19 protein-coding genes are annotated in these 23,341 nt (G+C 31.6%); 12 read left to right on the top strand and 7 right to left on the bottom strand.

What is annotated here, in order from left to right:
• Positions 1-363 precede the first annotated feature (363 nt).
• Complete coding sequence (locus tag JBL43_RS14925) at positions 364-1,026, top strand: RNA-binding protein (RefSeq protein WP_198842211.1); 663 nt, start codon at positions 364-366, stop codon at positions 1,024-1,026.
• A 197-nt stretch (positions 1,027-1,223) separates the two neighbouring features.
• Here JBL43_RS14925 and JBL43_RS14930 read toward each other — a convergent pair whose 3' ends face one another.
• Positions 1,224-2,009 (bottom strand): ABC transporter permease, encoded by a 786-nt coding sequence (locus JBL43_RS14930; protein WP_198842212.1) that lies wholly within the window; start codon positions 2,007-2,009, stop codon positions 1,224-1,226.
• A gap of 4 nt (positions 2,010-2,013) precedes the next feature.
• Complete coding sequence (locus JBL43_RS14935) at positions 2,014-2,931, bottom strand: ABC transporter ATP-binding protein (protein WP_198842213.1); 918 nt, start codon at positions 2,929-2,931, stop codon at positions 2,014-2,016.
• A 462-nt stretch (positions 2,932-3,393) separates the two neighbouring features.
• Between JBL43_RS14935 and JBL43_RS14940 the strand changes: the two genes are divergently transcribed.
• The 11 genes from JBL43_RS14940 (at position 3,394) to JBL43_RS14990 (ending at position 15,824) form a co-directional block, all read left to right on the top strand.
• Entirely contained in the window at positions 3,394-4,563 is a 1,170-nt protein-coding gene (locus JBL43_RS14940; RefSeq protein WP_198842214.1) for an ATP-grasp domain-containing protein, read from the top strand.
• Positions 4,564-4,735: 172 nt separating this feature from the next.
• Positions 4,736-5,284 (top strand): TPM domain-containing protein, encoded by a 549-nt coding sequence (locus JBL43_RS14945; protein WP_198842215.1) that lies wholly within the window; start codon positions 4,736-4,738, stop codon positions 5,282-5,284.
• A gap of 348 nt (positions 5,285-5,632) precedes the next feature.
• Entirely contained in the window at positions 5,633-6,739 is a 1,107-nt protein-coding gene (locus JBL43_RS14950; protein ID WP_233098802.1) for a ligand-binding sensor domain-containing protein, read from the top strand.
• Positions 6,740-7,476: 737 nt separating this feature from the next.
• Complete coding sequence (locus tag JBL43_RS14955; RefSeq protein WP_198842216.1) at positions 7,477-9,612, top strand: M1 family metallopeptidase; 2,136 nt, start codon at positions 7,477-7,479, stop codon at positions 9,610-9,612.
• 553 nt (positions 9,613-10,165) lie between these two features.
• The gene (locus tag JBL43_RS14960) at positions 10,166-11,020 is read left to right on the top strand and encodes an alpha/beta fold hydrolase (RefSeq protein WP_233098803.1); all 855 of its coding nucleotides are present in this window, start codon (positions 10,166-10,168) and stop codon (positions 11,018-11,020) included.
• Positions 11,013-11,513, top strand: a complete 501-nt coding sequence (locus JBL43_RS14965) for an RNA polymerase sigma factor (RefSeq protein ID WP_198842217.1) — start codon at positions 11,013-11,015, stop codon at positions 11,511-11,513. Before JBL43_RS14960 ends, JBL43_RS14965 begins: the two co-directional genes overlap by 8 nt.
• On the top strand, positions 11,503-12,054 hold the full coding sequence (locus tag JBL43_RS14970) for a hypothetical protein (protein ID WP_198842218.1): 552 nt from the start codon (positions 11,503-11,505) through the stop codon (positions 12,052-12,054). The genes JBL43_RS14965 and JBL43_RS14970 overlap by 11 nt, the downstream gene beginning before the upstream one ends.
• A gap of 100 nt (positions 12,055-12,154) precedes the next feature.
• On the top strand, positions 12,155-12,748 hold the full coding sequence (locus JBL43_RS14975) for a hypothetical protein (RefSeq protein ID WP_198842219.1): 594 nt from the start codon (positions 12,155-12,157) through the stop codon (positions 12,746-12,748).
• A 365-nt stretch (positions 12,749-13,113) separates the two neighbouring features.
• Complete coding sequence (locus JBL43_RS14980) at positions 13,114-13,326, top strand: hypothetical protein (RefSeq protein WP_198842220.1); 213 nt, start codon at positions 13,114-13,116, stop codon at positions 13,324-13,326.
• Between the two features lie 83 nt (positions 13,327-13,409).
• Complete coding sequence (locus JBL43_RS14985; RefSeq protein ID WP_198842221.1) at positions 13,410-15,449, top strand: WG repeat-containing protein; 2,040 nt, start codon at positions 13,410-13,412, stop codon at positions 15,447-15,449.
• A gap of 189 nt (positions 15,450-15,638) precedes the next feature.
• Positions 15,639-15,824, top strand: a complete 186-nt coding sequence (locus JBL43_RS14990) for a hypothetical protein (protein WP_198842222.1) — start codon at positions 15,639-15,641, stop codon at positions 15,822-15,824.
• 107 nt (positions 15,825-15,931) lie between these two features.
• Here the strand turns inward: JBL43_RS14990 and JBL43_RS14995 are convergent, their stop codons facing one another.
• The 5 genes from JBL43_RS14995 to JBL43_RS15015 all read right to left on the bottom strand — a co-directional run bounded on the left by JBL43_RS14995 (position 15,932) and on the right by JBL43_RS15015 (position 23,328).
• On the bottom strand, positions 15,932-17,500 hold the full coding sequence (locus JBL43_RS14995; RefSeq protein ID WP_198842223.1) for an NAD(P)/FAD-dependent oxidoreductase: 1,569 nt from the start codon (positions 17,498-17,500) through the stop codon (positions 15,932-15,934).
• Positions 17,501-17,564: 64 nt separating this feature from the next.
• Complete coding sequence (locus JBL43_RS15000) at positions 17,565-18,125, bottom strand: Pycsar system effector family protein (protein ID WP_198842224.1); 561 nt, start codon at positions 18,123-18,125, stop codon at positions 17,565-17,567.
• Positions 18,126-18,214: 89 nt separating this feature from the next.
• Positions 18,215-19,255, bottom strand: a complete 1,041-nt coding sequence (locus JBL43_RS15005; RefSeq protein ID WP_198842225.1) for an adenylate/guanylate cyclase domain-containing response regulator — start codon at positions 19,253-19,255, stop codon at positions 18,215-18,217.
• Positions 19,255-19,629 carry a response regulator gene (locus JBL43_RS15010; RefSeq protein ID WP_198842226.1) on the bottom strand — a complete coding sequence of 125 codons (375 nt, stop codon included), beginning with the start codon at positions 19,627-19,629 and terminating at the stop codon, positions 19,255-19,257. Before JBL43_RS15010 ends, JBL43_RS15005 begins: the two co-directional genes overlap by 1 nt.
• Positions 19,630-19,665: 36 nt before the next feature.
• Complete coding sequence (locus JBL43_RS15015; protein WP_198842227.1) at positions 19,666-23,328, bottom strand: sensor histidine kinase; 3,663 nt, start codon at positions 23,326-23,328, stop codon at positions 19,666-19,668.
• Between the last annotated feature and the right edge of the window lie 13 nt (positions 23,329-23,341).

The raw sequence follows: 23,341 nt of genomic DNA on the forward strand, positions 1-23,341 counted from the left end.
ACTCACAACAACTTGAAAACGAGATCTAAGTCTCACAGAACTGAACGTGATTTAAAGTAGAAAAGAGAGAGGATTATTCCCGAAACTTCGGGATTGTCGAAGTCTGTAGCTTCACCGTATATATTAACCTTAATTCTCTCTTTTATTCTTTCTGATTAAGTATCTAATTTAATGAATTACAAACTTAAGCCGTATATAATTTATTGCTGGCTTCTTGCCTACTTGCGAATCCCGAAGTCTCGGGACTCGCGGTTTTTCTCCCGAAGCCTCGGGACGGTAATTATTTACTAAATTAGTTGCTTGAAACACGCAACAAACTAAAGAAACACGTTATGTCACATTTAGAGAAAGAAAAGAACAGCTATGAAAACTCCAATATTATTTGTGAAATTTGGACAAAAAGAACATATTGAAGGACTTCAAAATAAAGGTCTATTATATCTTAACACTGTAGACTTTTTTAAAAAATTAGAATCTGAACAAGGTGCTAGAGGAGATTTTTTAGAAGGTGCTTCTGAAATAAAAAATATTTATGAGCAAGATGAATCGATTCTAACTATTAATCCAGGAGGAAAAGATGAAATCCACCTTAATTTGACTAAAGCACAAATTCGTCAGTTCTTCAATTATAAAGGAAATATTTTCAGTCTTTTTTCAATATTTAATAATAAGAAAGAAACACAGGAAATTGAATTTGAAAAATCTATGAAATCCTTTGGAGACACTGCCTTAATTATTACTAATGTGAGTGAATTTCTAAAAAGAGTGAAATTAGAATTAGATAGACAAAAATATAAATTTGATTGGAGACTTGTTGACTACTACAATGAGAACGAAAGGAACTTAAAAGAACTCAATATATTCAGTAAAGCTTCAACTTTTCAAAATCAGAATGAATTTAGAATTTATGTTGAAAACGTAAATAACAAACCTTTGAAAATTGAAATAGGCTCAATCAAGGAAATATCTTACATTGTAGAATCGGAAAAATTAACAAAACTGAAAATTGAAAGAATAAAAACGTAACATAACATAGAACTGAGCTAAAAACAAATAATTTCTTAATTAAATTTGTGCACTATTATTCTAGGCTCAAAATACTATTATTTGGTGTTTTGAGCTTTTATTTTAATGCTCTTTATTTTAATAAAACGGAAAATAGGTTTCATCATTGGGGAAATCCGTAACAATTTGAATAATCATTAACATAATGTACTATGTGCTTATTTTATATTTAATTTCTTTATGTTAAAATAACCAAAAATACTTATTATTAAAAAGCACACGATACTAAATATAGTAACAGAGGAAATACCAAAAATTAAAGGCATTTTATCACCTAGAGAAACGGATAAAACACTAAACGAATAAGGAAAATAAATGGATAGTTGTGGAGCTTGTGAAACAATGATACCTATAATAGCTAAAAACATTCCAAAACCTAAAGGAATAACAAAGTTCTTAAATCTGAAACTTAACCAAAATTGAATTCCTATAATACCAAAAGAAGCCAAAAAAGATGTCATTAACATTTTCAGGTAACGCAAATGTTCTGGCGGAAAATTTAAAAAACCTAAATCTGGATAAACAAAACCTAACAAAACACCTGATAAGATAATTGCGATATAGTAGTATACATAAGTAACTATTATAGCCAAAATGACAATGCTTAATTTTCCGAAATATATACTCGATTTGGGCACAGGCAATGCAAATAAATGCTTTATGCCTAATGATTTATGCTCTATTTGCATAATCAAACTCGTAATTAAGACAATAAACATAGGTATAAAAAAGGGCGTAGAATTTTCAATTTGAGTCACCATAAATTTTTCCCAAGGATTTATTCCTGCTAATGGCACTAAGGTTTCACGCTCAAAAATGTAAGCTACAATAAATAATATAGGAAAAAGAACTGCACTAATAATTGTTAGCCAAAAAGCAAATGTTCGTTTTAACTTAATAAGTTCATTTTTTAAGCTTGCGGTATAATATAATATTGTTGACATACTATTAATTTTCGGTTAATGATAAAAAGAGCTCTTCTAAATTGTTCTTAATGGATACTTGATAAATCTTAATTCTTTCAGCTCTTAAAACATCTATCACATCTGTTATTTCATTTTTATTTTTCACTTCAATTTGTAGTAAATCATCAAGTAACGAAATGTTTTCCATTTTTAAATTCTTAAGTACAGACAAGCCTTTAATAGGGGTATCCACTTCTATTTCAAATTTGATATTTGTTCCTTTAGATTCTTTTAAGCTTGCCACAGTATCTTGATATAACATCTTACCATTTCTAATAATACCAACGTGTGTACATGTTTTTTCAATTTCACTTAACAAGTGACTTGAAATAAAAATTGTTGTCCCCAACCTTTTGTTTAAGTCTTTGATAAGGGTACGCATTTCTATAATTCCTTTTGGGTCTAATCCATTTGTTGGCTCGTCTAAAATGATTAGTTCAGGATTACTTAATAAAGAAATGGCTAATCCTAAACGTTGTTTCATCCCTAGCGAATATTCTTTTATCCTTTTGTTTTTAGCTTTAGTTAGGTTTACAATTTCTAATACTTCATAAATTCTATTTGACGGTATATTTTGTCTGTAGTTAGCAGCAATTTTCAAATTATCAATCGCATTTAAATGCTCATATAAAGACGGATTTTCTATCAAGGCACCTACCTTATTTAATACTTTAAGTCTTGATTGTCCACTAAAAAGTTCACCAAAAAGAGAAACAGTTCCAGAGTTTTTCTTTAAAAGGCCAAGAATTAGACGAATGGTGGTACTTTTCCCTGAGCCATTTGGACCTAAAAAACCATAAATACTTCCCTTGGGAACTTTAAGCTCTAAATCTTCAATATCTTTCTTGTTTTTGGAATAAGAAAAATTGAGGTTTTTGGTTTCTACAACAAGTTGATTCATTTTTAAAGTTTAATGGGTTGGTATATTATCAAAACGATTAAAGTGAAAAAGTGTAACAAACTATACTATAAAATAAGAATAATTTTATGCATTTTCAGGGAGTAACACATTGAACAACAAACTGCTGAGGTAAGAGAAAGTGAAGAGTTATTAATTTTTCATTTAAGTACTTCGATAGGCATGCTCATATATTAATCTTGATTTAGAGAAAGCAAAAGCCTGTTATAAGTGAATATTAAAAATGGCACAAAGGATTGTTCTCTTTTCGAATTTATTTGCTAAATTAGGTGTTTAAATATACAACTTATCACACGCAATTTGATAGAAGAGGGGACTGGTGATAGTTCTGGATTGTTATTGTAAAACATATTATAGTTCTTCTTTTTTCTATCTAAAGATATATTACAAACTAAAGAAACACGTTGGCGGTAATTTGGATAAAACCATATGTAGCTATTAAAAATGTACCTAATTGACAAACCATATATTTCAGATTTTCTTATCGATACGATAAAAGATAATCACTATCAAGTTGTTGCAACAAAAGCGGCTAAAGAATTAGTGGCTGACGATTCCTTAAATTGGATTAGCGAAGAAGATGCTATAGCAAATATAAAAAACAATCCTTCTCAGCGTATGTATTCCAATTCAGAGAATGTTCTCAGTTGGATAGAAAACCACTTTGAGGAAAGTGAATTGTCAAAACAAATCAATATCCTTAAAGACAAGGTTAAATTCAGAGAGCAGATTAAAGCCATATTTCCAGAATTTAAATTCCGAAAAATCAAGTTAGAAAACATTCCGAATATTGCTACCCAGGAATTGTCATTTCCGTTTGTCATAAAGCCATCCATCGGGTTTTTAAGTGTTGGTGTCTATATTATAAAAGATGAAAACGATTGGATTAAGGCAAAAGAGGAAATAACACCCCACAATCTTAAAAGTATTTTTCCGAAAAATGTACTCGATACTTCCCACTTTATTATTGAGGATTTTATTCAAGGTGAAGAATACGCTATAGATTACTATCATAATGATAAGGGGGAGGTAGTTATATTAAATATTTTGCACCACATTTTTTCATCGGGAACGGATACAAGCGACCGAGTTTATTCGACTTCTAAAGCAATTGTTAATCAATATAAATCTGAATTGGAGCAGTTTTTAAGTACAATTGGCAATAAACTTAATTTAAAAAATTTCCCGGCTCATGCAGAAGTAAGAATAGATAAGAACGGCAAAATAATTCCTATTGAAATCAATCCACTTCGTTTTGGAGGTTGGTGTACTACGGGTGATTTATCAGGAATTGCAATAGGGCTTAATTCCTACAAATACTATTTTGAAAATACTTGCCCAAATTGGGATACTGTATACCAAGGCCAAGAAAACAAAATATTTAGCATAATCGTTTTAGATAACAATTCAGGTATTAAGCCTGATGATATTGCAAGTTTTGATTATAAAGCACTTGCAGATGATTTTGAAAACCCTATTTTGATAAGAGCCTTAGATATAAACACATATCCACTTTTTGGTTTTGTTTTTGCAGAAACTGACGAAAGAAACAAAGAGGAATTAAGCGATATTCTCAGTTCAGATTTGAGAAAATATATCATTGTTAGAAAATAAATACTGCACCAACAAAGATCTGAGGTAAAAACGAATCTTTTCTTTATTGAATTTCTTCACTATTATTCTAGGCTCAGTATACTATTATTTGGTGTTTTGTTCTTTCTATACTTAAGTTTATAACTATATTTATAAATGCTAACTTAAGTTATGCAAAACCGTTGCCTATAATATGAAAAAATCAATTTTTAAATTAATATTTATAGTATTTTTAACGATATGTAGTTGTAAAACAACACAAATAGAAAAAACTGAACCGAATTCAGAACCAACGAAAGTTGAATTTACTCAATTCGATTTAGGAGCAATAGATTTGCCGAAACTGAAAAGACAAGTAAATGACTTTGAATCTGTTTTTACTGTTGAGCAACTTGAAAAATTGACTTTAAAAATTAGAGAGTTTGAGAAAAAAACAGCTAATCAAATAGCCATTGTATCAATAGAATCCATTGGAAAATATACGGATTTTGACAAGTTTGCCATTGACTTATCAAATTATAACGGAATTGGATTAAAAGAAAAAGACATCGGACTATCTATTGTTTTTAGTAAGAGCTTAAGAAAAATAAGAATTTCAACAGGAATTGGAACTGAAAACATTCTGACAGACGAAATTTGTAAACAAATAATTGACCAAACTATTATTCCCGAATTTAGAAATGGAGATTATTACAGTGGAATCGAAAAAGGTTTGACGGAATTAATAGCTAAATGGAAATAATATACCGAGGGCAACAAAGTGCTAATGTAAAAAACAAATAACATTTCATTCATTTTTCGCTAAGGTACTGCCATAGGCATCATCATATATTAATCTTGATTGAGTAATAACAATAGCCTGTTTTAATAGTTTAATACCAAGGGCACAAAGGATTGTTTTCTTTTCAGATTTAATTGCTACATTAGGTGTTTAAATATACAACTTATCGCACGCAATTTGATAGAAGAGGGGACTGGCTATAGTTCTGGATTGTTATTGTAAAACACATTATAGTTCTTCTTTTTTTCTGTCTAAAGAGATATTACAAACTAAAGAAACACGTTGTGTGTCATATTAGAAAAACCCGAAATGGATAAAAAATTAAAATTGATATATCTACTTCTTATATTGACTCTAAACTTTTCTTGCCTAGAAAAGAAATCAACAGAAAAAGAAACTCATAAGCCTGAATTGGTTGTGACTTCAAAAACTTACACCTTAAAATTCACTTCAGGAATACGTTCTATCTTTCAAGATAGCAGAGGAAATTATTGGCTTGGAAGTACTCAAGAAGGAGTGGCCGTTTATGACGGTAATTCATTCACTTACTTCACAATCAATGAAGGATTGACTGATAACCAAATTCACAGAATACGAGAAGATAAAGAAGGCATTATTTGGTTTAACACTCAAAACGGAGTGAGTAGTTATGATGGAAAATTGATAAAGAACCATACAAGTACAGAAAATGGTATTTCTAAAAATTTAAATCCAGAATCATTCAATGATACTTCCCGGAATAAATGGGCGAAAACGGATAACGACTTATGGTTTGGTGCTGGAATGAAAGAAGGGGTATTTAGATATGATGGTCAAAAAATCGATTATTTAGACTTTCCTCCCCATAAAGTACTTAATCATAATGATAATTTATTTGCTGTAACCAGCATTTCGAAAGGAAAAAACAATATGATTTGGTTTGGTACTTATGCAGGCGTTTTTGGTTATAATGGAAACGAATTTGTAATTATTAATGATGAAACATTAGGCTTTGATAGAAATATTGAACCTCTGCATATTAGAAGTATTTTAGAAGACTCAAAAGGCAGACTTTGGATGGGGAATAATGGAATTGGCGTATTACTGAAGGAAGGTGATTCAATTATCAATTTTTCTAAAAAAAATAACTTAATTCATCCGACAAGTGGAAGAAAAGGTGATAAATCAATGCCAGGCACTCTCGAACACATTTTCACAATTACAGAAGATAGTCAAGGTAATATTTGGTTTGGAGACAGAGATGCGGGAATTTGGAAATATGATAATATAACGATGACCAATTACACAAAAGAAGCTGGACTTCTAAATGATTACGCTCTATCGATTTTTGAAGATAATAAAGGCGAATTGTGGTTTGGAATGGTAGACGGAAACATATATAAATTTAACGGAAAGACTTTTGAAAAGCAATTTTAAGAAATACCAACGCAAAACAAAGTACTGTTGTAAAAAATAACAAAAATTTCAATACTTTATAAAAAAAAGTACTACGTTAGTTTTTGTCATATGCTATTTTGTTTGAGCGATTACAAACCTGTTTTAACAACATTTGACAAACGAAGCTCAAGGGTATTTCATATTCATTTAATTGCTAAAATAGCTGCTTAAATACACAACAAACGATATACGTATTTTGTACTTCATATCGAATATTCGGGACAAACGACTTACCAATGATACAAGTGTGTGAATTACAACTCAATTCAAAAAAATAATCGGATTTAGAAATACTGAAATTAATAAATTAGTAAGGTTTCTAAGCCTATCGAGATTGATGTAAACACTTAAACTGGAGATAAAATGATAATACAACCTGAATTTAATTTGCGAGATTCAAAAAAATGACACCACAACGCCATATATAATTAATTGCTTGCTCGGTCTCTGTACTTTTGATAAGCCTCCAACATATACCTGGAAAGTAATTCACTACTAAAACCAACAGTTTTATTTTAGTTAATAATGGGCTTTAAAAAAGATTGAAGGACAAAACATACATCTGAAGTTGCACTATTCAAAATGCAATAAAAAACAATTAATCTTATTGTTATATTAAAGATTATTGCCAAAAAATTATTGAATTTTCAAACTTTATTGTCAATTGCTGATTTTTTTATAAATTAGTGCTCGTTTAAAACTCCAAAAATTAAAACATGAAGAAATTAATTACTTTTACGCTATCTATTTTGTTTATTTCAACTGTTGTAGTTGCACAAACTCCTTCTAGAGCAACGCAGGATGGGCATTCAAATCAAAATAAATTTAGACAGCTTAAAGATGTACTAGCAACACCTAATACGCAACGTACAGCCTCTGGTGCTCCTGGTAAAGACTATACACAGCAAAAAGTAGATTATGTTATCGATATTGTTTTAGATGATACGAAACAAAAAATTACGGGAAGCGAAACAATTACGTACCATAATAATTCAGCAGATGATCTTACCTATTTATGGTTACAATTAGATCAAAATATGCGTGCTGCAGATTCTAAAACCCCAGATATTCAACCCAGTAGAATTCCGGAAGGCACAACAAAAGCTAGGTTTGACAAAGCCTATGTCAACAAACCTTTTGATGGTGGATTCAATATTACAAGTGTCACCAATATAGATGATAGTAGTTTGTCACATACCATAAATCAAACCATGATGCGGATAAACTTAACAAAACCTTTAGCTGCTGGAGAAACATTTCAATTTAAAGTTTCTTGGTGGTACACTATAAACAATCACAGAACTCAAGGCGGTAGGTCTGGTTATGAGCATTTCCCTGCTGATGGTAATAACAATTATGTTATTGCACAATTCTTTCCGAGATTATGTGTGTATGATAATGTAGAAGGTTGGCAAAATGATCAATTTTGGGGAAGAAGTGAATTTGCCTTAGAGTTTGGAGATTATACGGTAAATATTACCACGCCTTCTGACCATATGCTTGGAGCAACCGGTGTATTGATGAATGAAAAAGATATTTTAACAAAAACACAACTAAAAAGATTAGCTGAAGCAAAAAAATCTTTTGATAATCCGGTAGTAATTCAAACACAAGACGAAGCTATAAAAACTGAAAAAGGCTTTTCTAAGAAAACAAAAACATGGAAGTTTTTTGCAGAAAATGTGAGAGATTATGCTTTTGCTACCTCTAGAAAATTTATTTGGGATGGTATGGCTGTTGATATTAATGGAAAAACGGTTATGGCATATTCCTATTATTCTAAAGAAGCAAATCCATTATATGGAGATCACTCTACAAGAGCTACCGCTCAAACCCTAAAAACATATTCTAGATATACCTTTGATTACCCGTATCACAAAGCTATTTCTGTAGATGGACAAATGGGAATGGAATATCCGCAAATATGTTTCAATCCCGGAAGACCTAAAGCAGATGGAACCTACTCAGACAGAACAAAATACAGAATGATAGGCGTGACTATTCACGAAGTTGGACATAACTTTTTTCCGATGATTGTAAATTCTGATGAGCGTCAATGGACTTGGATGGATGAAGGTTTAAATTCATTTGTTCAAATGTTGGCCATGATGGATTATGAGGAAGGATATCCTTTAGGAAGAGGGTTGCCAAAAAATATTGTTGATTATATGGATGGTGATCAATCTAGAATTGCTCCGATCATGTCAAAAGGGGATAATGTATATAGTTTTGGTAGCAATGCCTATGCAAAACCTGCAACTGCGTTGTGGATTTTACGCGAAACCATAATGGGTAAAGAATTATTTGATCATGCTTTTAGAACCTACTCTCAACGATGGATGTTTAAACACCCAACACCTGCAGATTTCTTTAGATCAATGGAAGATGCTTCTGCAATTGACTTAGATTGGTTCTGGAGAGGTTGGTTCTATACCACTGACGTCACTGATATTGGTATTAAAAATGTAAAAAAGTTCTATGCCGAAGCAGGTAAAGAAGATGAAATTAATTTTGTTGAAGATACTACAAAAGCATTAAAATTTGCGTCTGCCCAAAAAGCCAATTCGAAATTTTTCTACGAAATTACATTTGATAAGCCAGGTGGTTTAGTAATGCCAATTATTGTTGAGTATACCTATGCAGATGGTTCAAAAGATAGAAAAACGTATCCAGCTCAAATTTGGAGATACAATGATAAAGAAGTTACTAAGGCCATTTATTCTACTAAAGAAATCATAAATATCGCCATAGATCCAGATTTAGAGACTGCTGATGTAGATACTTCAAATAATAGCTGGCCCAAAAAGCAAAAATCTGAATTTGATAAATTTAAAAGTAAAATAAAGGGGTAATTTTTATTATTACCGCTGTTTCTTATACGGATTAAAGTCAATTGTAACTTTAATCCGTTCTATTATGCTTTCTAATTATAGCTCAAAAAGTAGTGGTATTTAGCGTAAGAGCACTGTGGTGCAATTCACGAAAAATTATTGGTATCTTTAGACTTTTATTAACCATTTTTTTGAATAAGACATTTTAGAAATGAGCAAAACATTTAAAATAATAAGAGCAATATTTGTACTGATTTCGAGTTGGTTTATGATTGGAATAGGGTATACCACAACAAAGGGGCATCCAACAAGTACATTTTTAATCCTCTTTGGAATGGTTTGCTTTTTTGTTGGATGTATAGGGCTAATTAGAGCATTCAAACCGACTAAAAAATCTTAATTAAAAAATAAACAGAAAATTATTTATTGTCTGAAATGAATACTAAATACGTTTGGTAACAGTGCGACCATCTCTTCTTCAAGAACTAATGGAATATATTTTAGTTCACTTTTAAAAATAAAATGTAACATTTTTTGAGTTCCGCATCTAAAGAGAAATCAAAACTTAGAAACAATGAAAAATGTTATTGTATTATTAGTCTCCGTTGTATTTACCTTCTCAATTTACGCAACCAATGAAAATCAACCTATCCATATAGAAGTTATAGGGAAAGGGAAACCTATAGTATTCATTCCTGGTTTTACAGTTCCTGGAGATATTTGGAATCCATTAGTAAAAGAGCTAGAAAAGAATTACGAATGCCACATTGTTACGTTAGCAGGTTTTGGAGGAAATGAACCTATTGAATTTCCTTGGTTACCAAAAGTAAACGAGGCCATTAAAAGCTATATTGTAAAAAATAATTTACATAATGCAACTATAATTGGTCACAGTTTAGGAGGTACAATTGCCGCTTGGCTTGCGAGTAATGATGATTTGAAACTATCAAAAATCGTAATAATTGATGGTCTACCAGCTTCAGGAGCACTAATGATTCCTGATTACAAACCTGAAAACTTGGTCTATGAAAACCCCTATAATGATCGGCAATTAGCCCTGAGTGATAAAGAATTTGAACAAATGGCAGTAGCGATGTCAAAAGGAATGAGCACCAAAGAGTCCGCACAAGTAAGAATTAAAAATTGGATACTCGAAGCAGACCGAAAAACATATGTTTATGGATATACCGATTATCTGAAATTAGACCTTAGAGAAGATTTAAAAAAGATATCGATTCCTGTAACCATAATTGCAGCATCAAAACCTTTTGGAAAAGAGATGGTTACACAAACTTATAAAAGTCAATACGAAAATTTAAAAAAATATGATTTTATTGTAGCGGAGGACAGTGCCCATTTTATTATGTTAGACAAACCGAAATGGTTTTTAAATCAAATACAAATGATTTTATCATCAAAGAATGAATAGAGAACAAGAGTTTACCAGTATTTATAATTCACACGCTTCTAAAGTCCGTAGATTGTGTTTAGGTTATGCATCTGGTAATGATGAGCTAGCAAAAGAATGGCTTCAAGAAACTTTTATTAAAGTTTGGAAACATAGCAATTCATTTAAGGGGAAGTCCTCAATTGACACGTGGATTTATAGAATAGCTGTAAATGTATGTTTAGGAGATTTACGTAAATCTAAAAAAAACTTGACTATAAATGAAGATGTTTTAACAACAAGTAGTGCTGATGATACTGATGATGCTACTGTTGCAACAGAAAAGAATATCAAAAAAATGTATCATTGTATTGATCAACTAAACGAGCAAAATAAAGCTTTGATATTATTAGAACTAGAAAACATACCACAAGCAACTATTGCAGATACCGTGGGTTTAGCACACGGAACATTAAGAACACGTTTAAGTCGTATTCGAAAATCACTTTTAAAATGTATTAAAAATGGAAAATGATAATTTAGATAAGTTATGGGGAAGTCAAGGTAATGATATCTCAACCTATACTGCTAAAGACATAATTACAAAAGCAAAGAAACAACGCAATAGTCAATATATCAGTATCACTGTGATGTCTGTAACTGTGGTGGTTTTATTGGTCTATGCTTTTTATTTCGCATTCAGTCAATGGAATACCTTTAATCTAGGACTTTTACTGATGATTTCTAGTCTTACATTTCGAATTGTCTTGGAGTTTTATACTGTATATCGTAAAGAAAAACAACTTATTTCAATGGCTCAAAAACCGTACTACGCCTATCTGAAAAGGTTTTACAAAATTCGATTACTAATAAATTATGTGATAACACCCGTTTGTATTGCAGTTTACATTATTGGATTTTATCTGCTATTGCCTTATTTTAAGGAATACTTTTCCAAAGGATTCTATACCTACATTATAATTTCAGGTGTTATTTCTCTTCTTGGTGTTATCGCCATTATAATATACGGTACCATCAAAGAACATCGTTTTTTAAAACAATTGAATAAAGGATAAATAAAATGGCTTGGTTTTTATTTATTAAATTAGGTGCTTAAACATTGCAACACAGGAGTAAAGCGAACTATTAACAAATACAGTATAAGCAAGCGAAGAAATGAACTACGAATTTTATGCAGAAATAGAAGATAAAATTGATGTTCTAAATTATATTATTAATGAGTTAGAATTGAAAATATTTGACTCATATTCCAAATATGACGAATCAATTATTGAATATAAAAGTGTTGAAGAAATTATCAATCATAATGATTTAAAAAATGGTACGGAGTATGCGACAAGTTTTAGACTGTGGCATCCAATTTTTAGTCCTAAAGTTTTAGTTGAAAAAATTAATTTAAATCCTGAAAAATGTAATGGTCATACCTTTAGATATGCAGCTAGAGGGTGGGGAATGATAAACTTACATTTTGGTGGATTAAAAAAAAATAGACTTCACCGTTCATCAATTGGACATTTTAATGAAAAAGGAGCATTGAGAATTGAAACATCTAATCATATAAATGGAAAAGTAACTGATTGGAACTGGAAAGATATTTCTAAAATTTCAAGAAAACTAAAATACCAAATAGATAAAAAAATGACTGTTGAAAAAATTAGCAGTTATGGAGTATTAGCAGCGGCCTATAAATTAAAAGAAAATGGATCAGAATTGGCGTATGGAATTGTGAATTTAAGAGATATGCTGTAAATATAGCAGGCTTGTAACTTTTTTGATTAAGAAATTATTTACGAATTAAGACACTTCTTATCTTGTATTCAGAGACTTAGGAATTTTATTGATATGTCAGGATGGTTTATATTTGTTTAGTTGCTTAATCATGCAACTAAACAAATACACATACGTTACATATAATCTTGACCCGTCCCGAAAAATGAACATACCGAGGCATACCTATGAATGATATATATGTAATTATAGCAATGTTTATAATCTTGATAAGCCATTTGGCAGCGATTATTATCGGGTATAAACTGCGAAAAACAACTTTAATAATACCATATTTAAATGCTGTATTAGTGATCGGTATATTTATTTTTTGGGTATTAAATAGCATGTATATAAAGCAACATAATTTTGAAGTTAGAGAATTGTTTGTAATTGGTATGGAAGCCTGTATTTTAATATTCGCTCTTTACTCCATTATGGGTTATTACAAAAAAAAATATGTAAAAGTGATCAATTATATTGGCTTTGCAATTCATTTGTTGGCTACCACAGGAATGCTTTATTATATTGCAACATTTAAATTTGATCGACTTTTTTAATGATAAATTGGGCTGGTTTATAAGTAACAATTGAATCAACACAGCAAAACGACTACTCTTATTTAGAAAGATTAAAATATAATATGAAAATTAAAACAAACCATTTATTACTAGTTACACTTCTTGTCTTAAACACTTTAAATTCCTTTAGTCAACAAACGGACCAAGTAAAAACAATCTTTGAGCTATTTAATATGGCTGCTGAGGGGTGTAGCCTTTTAGATAATAATCAGGAGGATGTAGTAGAATCCATAATGATGGGTGAAAATGTTAGTAATAAGAAAAATGAGGTGAATGAAAAGGATTTAGATTTATTAATGAAAGCGTACACTCCGTTATTTAAAAGGAATGATAAGGTTTCATCAAAATATGAAAAAAAAGCACCAATTGTTAAATTTGAAAATGGCAATCAGTCTTTCAAAAAAGATGGCAAATATGGGATAAAGAATGCTAAAGGAACAATTTTAATTCCCGCAGAATTTCATACAATAGTTCAAAGTGGAGAAAATGGTTTTGTAGGTTATGAAAACCAGTTTTGCAATTATTATTTAAATGACGGCGAAAAACTTTTAAGGGGAGATTATTATTACATTAAACCCACAGTTAAAAATACGCTAATTGTTCAAACAAAAGAAGGCTTTGGTGTAATATCAAAAAATGAGGAAGTCATTATTTCACCTTCATATTATCATATTAAAGATGTGTTTAAGAATGAACAATTTTATTATTGGGTACTAAAATCAAAGAAAATCGGATTTTATATGAGTGAAAATGCAAAAGACACCACATTCATTAATACGACACCCAATGAAATAGAATTTATAGATTCTATTTATTGGAAAAGTTATAGGACTATAATTAATAGTAAAACAAAAAGAAATTTATTTTGTGGAAAATACGTTGTAGAAGTTGTAAGTGATAAGCATCAACTTGCACTTATACGTAAGTATAGTAATCGCTTAAAATACTTAATCAAATTTAATGGAGATTTAGTGAATAACCTACCCTTTGCTGACATTAGAAAATTTAGAGATAATAATTTGGCAATTGCATCAATAAAAAAGGAACGAAAATCATTCTATGGTCTTATTGATAAAAATGGAGAATGGATAATAAAACCTATATATAGCAGATTGCAATTTCTTAATGACAGTAAACTCTTAGCAACTGATAGTAATAAAAAAACAGGCATATTAACTATTGAAAATAAAACCATTATTGCATTTGATTATGATAACGTTCAAAAAATAAATGAACACTATGCTTTAGCAGTTAAATTAGATAATAAATTAATTAGTTCTGATATAATTGATTTGCAAAATGCTGAAATTATAAAATCTAAAGTGCCTTATGCTATCATAACTAAGGCTAAAAGGTGTGACACAGAAGTTTTTATTGGAAAAAGGAATAGAACAGAATGTGTCTTAAATAGTGATTTTGAAAAAATTAGCCCCGCTGATTATACGAGGGTGTTTTATGGCCCAAATGACAATTTGTTTATAGGAACAAATTTTTTAGAAAATAACAAGAGACAAAGTCAGGTGTTTAATTGTAAAGGGAAATTGCAAACCTTAAATATTAAAGGGAAAACCTACGATACTTTTTATAATTATGAAGAAATTACTCCAGAGTTGCACCATGTCTTGCTTTTAACTGGGGAAGGGTATTTTGTCAGTACCAAAGGAAAAGCAATTGAAAATAATACGCATTGGCAATATATTGAATATAGTAATATAAAAGACTTATTTATAACCATGAAATATGGAGGTAAATACGGAATTATAAATAGTTTGGGAGAGACAATAATTCCACCCTTATTTAAATACATTAGTACCTTTGATAGTGAAACCGGTTTGGCTAAATATAGTTTTGACAAAAACCGAAAAGGATATATCACGGTTGATGGTAAATTGTTATTTGGTACAAAATATATTGAAACAGGAGTATTAGATTATGGTAATTTCAAAGTAAAAAATAATGAAAAATGGGGTGTTGTAAACCTGAATGGAGATGAAATAGTTCCTATAAAATATTCTGAAATTTGGCTAAATGGTGGGCTTATTTATGTGAAGCAAGGAAATTCAGTACAGCATTTCGATTTGTTAGGTAATTTTATGGAATAAGTTCATTAATATAAATAGGAGATGAAATTGACTTTTCTTCAGGGGCATATTCAAAATAGGGAATAGGGGATAAGCTACGTTTCATTTACATGCATAGTCCCAGAAAATTGAAACATCCGTTCTGCTACTATAATAGACCTGTGTTATGGAATAATTCTCTTTGTATATGAAAACTATAATTCGATTCCAATGAGTACAACATGGACTTTTATTGGTATTCTTGCCGGGCGTGAAATAGCAATAAATTACCTACTTAATAAAGGAAAATTAAAAACTTCTTATAAACTCATTGCTAAAGATTTTGCAAAAGTTAGTATCGGGCTTGCCATTAGTATTTTCATCGTTTATTTGATTCAATTTATTAAAACGATCTAAAACATATCACTGTGCTATTACTCAATTTTTTAATGGAAGAGTACCAAAAGAAATGGATCGAAAAAACGAACTTACTTAAAAAGTGTCGTGAAAATGGAAGAAACACCTTACTTGCGTTCTTGAAAGGATGCTATAGCCGCTTCTACACAACGTTCGCCATCCATCGCTGCAGAAACGATTCCTCCCGCATAACCACCACCTTCGCCACAAGGAAATAAACCCTCTATTTGTGGATGCTCTAAATTTTCGTTTCTAGGAATTTTAACAGGAGAAGACGTTCTCGATTCTACACCTACAACATTAGCTTCTTCGGTATAAAAGCCTTTCATTTTTTCACCAAAAACTTTAAATCCCGTTCGCAATCTACTACCTATAATTTTGGGTAATAGTGAATGTAACGTAGCTGATTTTAATCCCGGTTGATAAGATGTTGAATTCAAATCTGTAGATAATTTACCAGTTACAAAATCAGTCAATCGTTGTGCGGGTGCCGTTTGTGTTTTTCCACCTGCATTAAATGCTAATTTCTCTAAACTCTTTTGGAATTCCAACCCTTTTAAATCTCCAAATTGATTGAAATTAGAAATGTCTTTCTCTACATCAATTTCTACAACAATTCCTGAGTTTGCAAACTCATTATTTCGTTTTGAAGGTGACATACCGTTAACTACAACTTCGCCCATGGCGGTTGCTGCAGGTACAATAAAACCACCTGGACACATGCAAAAAGAATAGACACCACGGTCTTTTACCTGATGTACTAAACTATAAGGTGCGGCTGGTAAAAGTTCATCTCTTTTACCTTCACAATGGTATTGAATAGAATCAATAATATGTTGAGGATGCTCTACACGAACCCCCATAGCAAATGATTTAGCTTCTATGGCAATATCTTTTTTATGTAATAAATAGTAAATGTCTCTCGCAGAATGCCCAGTAGCTAAAATAACTGCTTGGGTATCCATTTCAATATTATTCTGTAGGCGAATGGCTTTTAGGCTGTTGTTTTTAATGACAAAATCAACAACGCGACTTTCAAAATGAATTTCTCCACCATGTTTTAAAATAACCTCTCTAATATTTTCTACTATTTTAGGTAGTTTGTTGGTACCTATATGTGGATGTGCATCAATTAGAATTTGCTCCGTTGCTCCATGAAATACAAACTGTTCAAATATCCGTCTTACATTTCCACGTTTTAAACTTCGGGTGTATAATTTGCCATCCGAATAGGTGCCAGCACCACCTTCACCAAAACAGTAATTTGAATCTTCATCTACAAAATGGTCTTGGTTAATGGCTTTTAAATCACGTCTTCGTTCTTGTACTTTTTTACCACGTTCTAAAACAATAGGTTTATAACCTAATTCAATACAACGTAAGGCGGCAAACATACCAGCGGGACCGAATCCAATAATGTGAATGGGTTTTGCATTAGCAACATCTTTATAATGAAACGCTTTAATTGTAGGCTCAGGTGCAGGTTCATTGATATACACTGCAACCTTATAATTGGTGATAATTGTGGGCTTACGAGCATCAATAGATTTTCTTAAAATTTTGACACTTTCAATATGCTTAACTGCAGTTGATAATTGCTGAGCAGCCTTAATTTTTAGAATGTCTGCAATTTTTTCTTCTTTTAACTTTACCCGGAGCTGTATTTCTTTTACCATCACTGCAAAAGTAGTTAAATTCAGAACACAAAATCACGATTAGAATTTATGATTTTAGGAAGAATTATGAAAATACGATTGCGTAGTATGTAATAATAATGAATAGAAATACCAATCCTAAGGCTAAAAATCGCAACGCTCTATTTACATTTTTAAATTTTAAGGCAGCAATTTTTGAATTGATATAGACTTGTTGTCCTAATTGATCAAACAATCGATCTTCATCCTTGCTAATTTCATGAAACAATTTCGAGAACTGTTTAATGTCACCAAATTTGGTAATTACATCACCAAAAAAGAAAATATTTTTATCAAACTTCGTTTCAATCCTCGGCATAAAGCATCGAATACAGAAGTACACCGAAATAATAGTACATATAAGCCAAAGGCCTAAGAGAATATATAAAAAGGTGTGGTACGTATCTGTACCTGAAACACTTGCAAAGCTTTTATATATAAAATTGAATAAAATTCCATAGAATGAAAGAATTAAACCTGCCTTAATTTCGGAGGCCTTAATTAAATTAAAAATATAATTGATGCTTCCCCAATAATGATCTACTAAATCATCTGTGTGTTTGTTTTTAATTTGGGGTGGGTTTTGCTGTGCTTCCGGTATTTCCATATTCCTAAATTGTTTATATTTCAATTGCGATACCTCGCGTTTGGACTACTTAATTTTTTATGCCCTAACTCTTAAACTGAACATTTGTTTTATTCCAATACTTCATAAATAGTTATTGCCTCCGATTTGTTTTTCACAGTTATACTGCCTAATGATTTGCAAACAAATGATTCTTTAATGTGCTCATGGCAGGTTTCACAAATAATTATTTGATTTTCCTTGGCAGCATCTTGCAATCGTGCGGCGGTATTAACAGTATCTCCAATAACGGTATAATCTAATCTTTTTAAACTTACGGAGCCTATATTCCCAGAAATCATCTCCCCACTTTTTATACCGATAGACACTTTTGGTTTAAATTTAAATGTATCGCCCATTTCGGGGAGATTATTTATTTTATTTCGTACCGCTAATGCTGCATCAATGGCTCTGTCTAAATGAAACTCTCCTCTAAAGACCGCCATAATGGCATCGCCAATGAATTTATCGATATACCCTTCTTGGTTCATTATTTCTTTTACCATCTCATCGAAATAAGAATTAATCATTTTAACTACAGTGTCTGCAGGAGCATTTTCACTAATTTTTGTAAACCCGCAAATGTCTATAAAAACGACGGTAGCTTCAATAGTTTCATTAGCCATAATCGTATTTTCATACTCACGGCTTCCCATAAAATTGAGCACATTTTCATCAACATACATTTTTAAAATGTTGTTTTCCTTTATCGCTTGGAGGGTTTCTTTAATGTGTTTTGCGTGTTTTATGGTTTTTTCCATAGTCAACGTAAGATCCTCAAAATTAATAGGCTTTGTAATAAAATCAAAAGCACCACGGTTCATGGCAACACGTATGTTATCCATATCGCCATAAGCAGAAACAATAACCGATTTAATGAGTGGACTCGATTCACTCAATTTAGTCAACAAGGTTAAACCATCCATTTCGGGCATGTTAATGTCGCTCAAAACGATATCAGTATCAGGATCGGCAATCAATTTTTCAAGAGCGTCTTTACCATTGATTGCAAATAGAAATTCATACTCTTTTTGCCGAATTTGTTTACGGAATTTCTGTTTAATCAGCGTTTCTAAATCCGGCTCATCGTCTACTACTAGTATTTTTGCCATTAGATATTATGTATTAGTTTATCTTTTAATAATTTAAAATCAACAGGTTTGGTTAAAAAGTCGTCTGCTCCTAAACTCTTGGCAGTGTTAAAATTTTCTTCATCACCATACGCGGTTATCATCATTACTACTGGAGGTGGTGCTAGATATTCCTTTTTAATTTTTTTTAACAATTCCAATCCGCTCATACCAGGCATGTTAATATCTGAAAGAATTAAAACGGCTTCTTGTTTCATACTCTCCAATACAGTTAAGGCTTCTTCTCCAGAAAAGGCAAATACGAACTCGAGTTCTCCTTTGCGAATTTCTTTTCTAAAACGTTGTTGAAATAAGGTCTTAACATCGTGCTCGTCGTCAACTACTAATATTTTCATAACTTAAAGAATTTTATATTTATTGGGTTAATTGATTTATTTTGGAATACTAATGGTAAAGGTGGTTCCTTCGCCTTCTTGGCTTTCAACTTTCAGATCGCCACCATGTGATCTTACAATATCGTAGCTCATAGAGAGTCCTAATCCCGTTCCTTGTCCTGAGGGTTTGGTAGTAAAAAAGGGTTGAAAAATTTTATCTACTATTTCCTTAGGAATTCCTGAACCATTATCTTTTATTTTTATGATAACTTGATCTCCTACTTTTTTGGTGCTTATCCAAATCGTTGGGTCTTTCACTGTTATCTCAGGTGTTTTTGAGTTTGGGGAGATGGCATGTAATGCATTGGTAATTAAATTCAAAATTACTCTACCCATATCTTGACCTGCTACATTAATTAAACCAATAGACTCGTCAAAATCTGTATTTAAGGTAGCGTTAAAAGATTTGTCTTTAGCTCGGAGTCCGTGATACGCCAATCGCAAATACTCGTCGGCAATCGCATTGATATTTGTCGGTTCTTTTTCTCCACTGGTATTGCGACTGTGCTTTAACATTCCCTTTACAATAGAATCTGCACGCTTGCCATGATGATTAATTTTTTTCTGGTTTTCTTTGATATCATTAGAAATCTCTATCACTTCTTCGTTGTTACCCGCTTTTAATTCTTCTTGCATCTCATCAATCAGTTCTACATTTATCTCAGAAAAATTATTGACAAAGTTTAATGGATTTTGAATTTCATGGGCTATACCCGCGGTAAGTTCACCCAAACTTGCCATTTTTTCAGATTGGATCAATTGTGATTGTGTTGCTTTCAAATCTTCAATGGAAGCTTCCAATTCATTGGTTCTTTCTTTAACTTTTTCTTCCAAAAATTTATTTTCTCTCTTTAATTTTTTTGCTCTAAAGGCAATATAAATTCTTAAAATACCCACTGCTATTAGCCCAAAAATAAGATAGGCCCACCAGGTTTGCCACCAAGGTGGACTAATACGGAATGTCATTACGTCTGGTGTTGACCATTGCTTATTAAAACTTCTGGAAGCTACTTTAAATGTATACTCACCAGGTTCTAAATTATAATAATTTTTTGTTTTTGTTGCGTTTGCGGCGTAGGTCCAATCTAAATCTTCGCCATCCAAAATAAAGCGATAGCTAAGTTGGTTTCTATTAAAAACATCGCCACTGGAATAACTAAAGCTTAAACTATTTTGATCAAAAGGCAATACAAGACCAACTGGTATACTATAGGGCTTTTTAATGGAATCCCATTTTATATTTTTCATGTTGGTATCGGATGAGGATGCTTTAGAAATAGAGTCATTATCCGCTTTGCTGTCAAACTTTAAATTTTCATCCAATACAAACATATTATTAATATGAACCGTACTTATGGTAGTATCTGGTTTGGGGCCATTGTTCATTATTACAAGTTTGTAAACATTTGCGAGATCAACAACACCGGCCCAAAACTGTCCATTTTTAAGAAATGTACTAGAGCCTGACAAATAATCATTGGCTTTAAACCCAAAGCCTCCATTATAGTTGTAAAATCCACTATCGTACGTTTTAACAGACGATTTTTCAATGGGAATTAGTCCATTTGCACTTGCGGCATACATCTTATCGTCTTTTTCAACGATATCATACATTTCGTCAGGTATCAATCCATTCTCTTCTTGTAAATTAGTAAGTGTGTTTTCTTCAAAATTTAATATAGCAATACCGTTCAGTGTTGTTACCCATAGTTCGCCTTCTTTTGAAAAGTTGACTACACCCACGTTATTATAACAGAGTCCCTCTTTTGTTCCTAAATAGCTAATGGTATTGTTCTTTAAATTCACTTTTGCTAAACCTTTATTTTGCGTTGGAACCCAAAGTATTTCTTCTGAACCATCATAAACTATTGCAATAGCAAACAACGTTTGTAATATATTAGGGTCTGTTTTAGAGATCAATTTTTTTAAGCTATTTTTTTCTATATCGTATTGATACAAACCAGTTGCATTGTATATCATAAACTGATGTTCGTCTAATGCTGCAAACCCAGAAACTCTTAAGTTTAAGTTTTCATTACCAGCATATTGGGTAATTTTATTATTTTGTCGGTCAAAAATGATAAAACCATACCCATTTTGTATAAAATAAATATCTTTAGAAATTTCTTTTAAATAATTAATCGAATTAATATCTATACCTTTTATTTGCTCATTCGTTATTTTTTTTATGGTATTCAGTTGTGGGTCAATAATCGAAATACCACCTCTACTTCCCAGCCATAGTTCTCCTCTAGAGTTTTCTTCTATTTCCCAAACTTCATTATTTAATAATCCATCAGCCGTACTCAAATATTGGGTATTAAGTGTGTATTCATTTGTTATAATCACACCTTTATCTGTTGTGGCAATCCATAAAGACCCATCTTTTCTTTTTAGGGTACCAATTCTACTTCCGCTAGCAAACATAAGGCTGTTCATTGCTATTGTTTTTGACTGCTTTAAATCATGATGTAAAACAAACATTTTATCCTCACCAGCAATCCAATAATTGCCTTGGTCATCTTCTTCTATTCTATGGCCTGGTATGTTAAATCCATTTTCTGCTGAGAGCACGTTAATTTTTTTGTCTGTTAACGATACTCGTAACACTTCAGATTCAGGAGTATTGACATTCTGAGATTGAGGATTTAATTGACATACCCAAATAGTACCCGTTTTATCTTCTTTAATATCAAAAACCGAGAAATTAGAATTATAATCGGTAGTGCCTTGTAATTTTTTAAAAGAGGTTCGTTCCTTGTTTAAGACCACCAGTCCGTCCAAATATCCAAGCCATAAATTATTTTCACGGTCCTCTAAAATCGTCATTGCAGAATTACTTACATTTTCCAATTTTTGCAAATTATTCATCGCTGCATCAATGGTATAAAAAGCATTTGTGTAAGAAGCGATGTACATGGTTCCACTATGGTCACATGCTATGTCTACGCCTACAAATTCTGCAATAGAAGGTTTTATTAAATAGGCTATATCTTTTTCAAAATCTAACACATGAATGTCATTATATACAGTGACTAACCAAAGTCGTCCTAATTGATCAAAAGTCATATCAACAACTCTTGGGTAATTATAGGTAAAAGCATTTTCACCATCGTAGCGTGTTAAGGTAGACGCTGTTGATAAGCTGGAGGTGGAGCCCATCCAAATTTCTCCATCTTCTGTTTCTATTATAGAAGTTATTTCATTGGTTATCAAGCCTTCATTTACAGAAAGTTGTAACAGGTTGTTTTTGGTGCCTTCCATAATTACAGGAGCCTTCATTTTAGTGATGATAGGCTTTTTTATGGTCGATTTTGTTACGGTAAAAGGTACAGAATCTAGCTTTAGTTTTTCAGAAGGTACATTGTCCCAATCCAAATCATATTCTTTCATTGGAGTTTTCAATGGTTTAAATTGGTTCAATTCAAACGGTTTACTGGGTAAGGCGTCAATGTTTAAAGAATAGGATACGGGGGTTGTTAGGGCGTCATTCGTTAGGGTTTCCCATTCAAAGGGTTCTGGGTCTGTAAATTTTAAAGGAATCGTTTCAGGAACCTTGTAGTTGCCAACTTTAGTCTCCGTTTCTGATTTGCTATTTTTTTGACAAGAAATAAGAAACAGGCCAAAGACTAGGCACGTAAGAAAAATATAACGTTTCATTAATAGATTGATT

The organism is Aureibaculum flavum, from assembly GCF_016406085.1.
GTDB lineage: Bacteria > Bacteroidota > Bacteroidia > Flavobacteriales > Flavobacteriaceae > Aureibaculum > Aureibaculum flavum.

Excerpts from the sequence above, each read along its gene's own strand:
- JBL43_RS14925 (WP_198842211.1), top strand. The coding sequence starts at position 364 with ATGAAAACTCCAATATTATTTGTGAAATTTGGACAAAAAGAACATATT.
- JBL43_RS14930 (WP_198842212.1), bottom strand. The coding sequence starts at position 2,009 with ATGTCAACAATATTATATTATACCGCAAGCTTAAAAAATGAACTTATT.
- JBL43_RS14935 (WP_198842213.1), bottom strand. The coding sequence starts at position 2,931 with ATGAATCAACTTGTTGTAGAAACCAAAAACCTCAATTTTTCTTATTCC.
- JBL43_RS14940 (WP_198842214.1), top strand. The coding sequence starts at position 3,394 with ATGTACCTAATTGACAAACCATATATTTCAGATTTTCTTATCGATACG.
- JBL43_RS14945 (WP_198842215.1), top strand. The coding sequence starts at position 4,736 with ATGAAAAAATCAATTTTTAAATTAATATTTATAGTATTTTTAACGATA.
- JBL43_RS14950 (WP_233098802.1), top strand. The coding sequence starts at position 5,633 with ATGGATAAAAAATTAAAATTGATATATCTACTTCTTATATTGACTCTA.
- JBL43_RS14955 (WP_198842216.1), top strand. The coding sequence starts at position 7,477 with ATGAAGAAATTAATTACTTTTACGCTATCTATTTTGTTTATTTCAACT.
- JBL43_RS14960 (WP_233098803.1), top strand. The coding sequence starts at position 10,166 with ATGAAAAATGTTATTGTATTATTAGTCTCCGTTGTATTTACCTTCTCA.
- JBL43_RS14965 (WP_198842217.1), top strand. The coding sequence starts at position 11,013 with ATGAATAGAGAACAAGAGTTTACCAGTATTTATAATTCACACGCTTCT.
- JBL43_RS14970 (WP_198842218.1), top strand. The coding sequence starts at position 11,503 with ATGGAAAATGATAATTTAGATAAGTTATGGGGAAGTCAAGGTAATGAT.
- JBL43_RS14975 (WP_198842219.1), top strand. The coding sequence starts at position 12,155 with ATGAACTACGAATTTTATGCAGAAATAGAAGATAAAATTGATGTTCTA.
- JBL43_RS14980 (WP_198842220.1), top strand. The coding sequence starts at position 13,114 with ATGTATATAAAGCAACATAATTTTGAAGTTAGAGAATTGTTTGTAATT.
- JBL43_RS14985 (WP_198842221.1), top strand. The coding sequence starts at position 13,410 with ATGAAAATTAAAACAAACCATTTATTACTAGTTACACTTCTTGTCTTA.
- JBL43_RS14990 (WP_198842222.1), top strand. The coding sequence starts at position 15,639 with ATGAGTACAACATGGACTTTTATTGGTATTCTTGCCGGGCGTGAAATA.
- JBL43_RS14995 (WP_198842223.1), bottom strand. The coding sequence starts at position 17,500 with ATGGTAAAAGAAATACAGCTCCGGGTAAAGTTAAAAGAAGAAAAAATT.
- JBL43_RS15000 (WP_198842224.1), bottom strand. The coding sequence starts at position 18,125 with ATGGAAATACCGGAAGCACAGCAAAACCCACCCCAAATTAAAAACAAA.
- JBL43_RS15005 (WP_198842225.1), bottom strand. The coding sequence starts at position 19,255 with ATGGCAAAAATACTAGTAGTAGACGATGAGCCGGATTTAGAAACGCTG.
- JBL43_RS15010 (WP_198842226.1), bottom strand. The coding sequence starts at position 19,629 with ATGAAAATATTAGTAGTTGACGACGAGCACGATGTTAAGACCTTATTT.
- JBL43_RS15015 (WP_198842227.1), bottom strand. The coding sequence starts at position 23,328 with ATGAAACGTTATATTTTTCTTACGTGCCTAGTCTTTGGCCTGTTTCTT.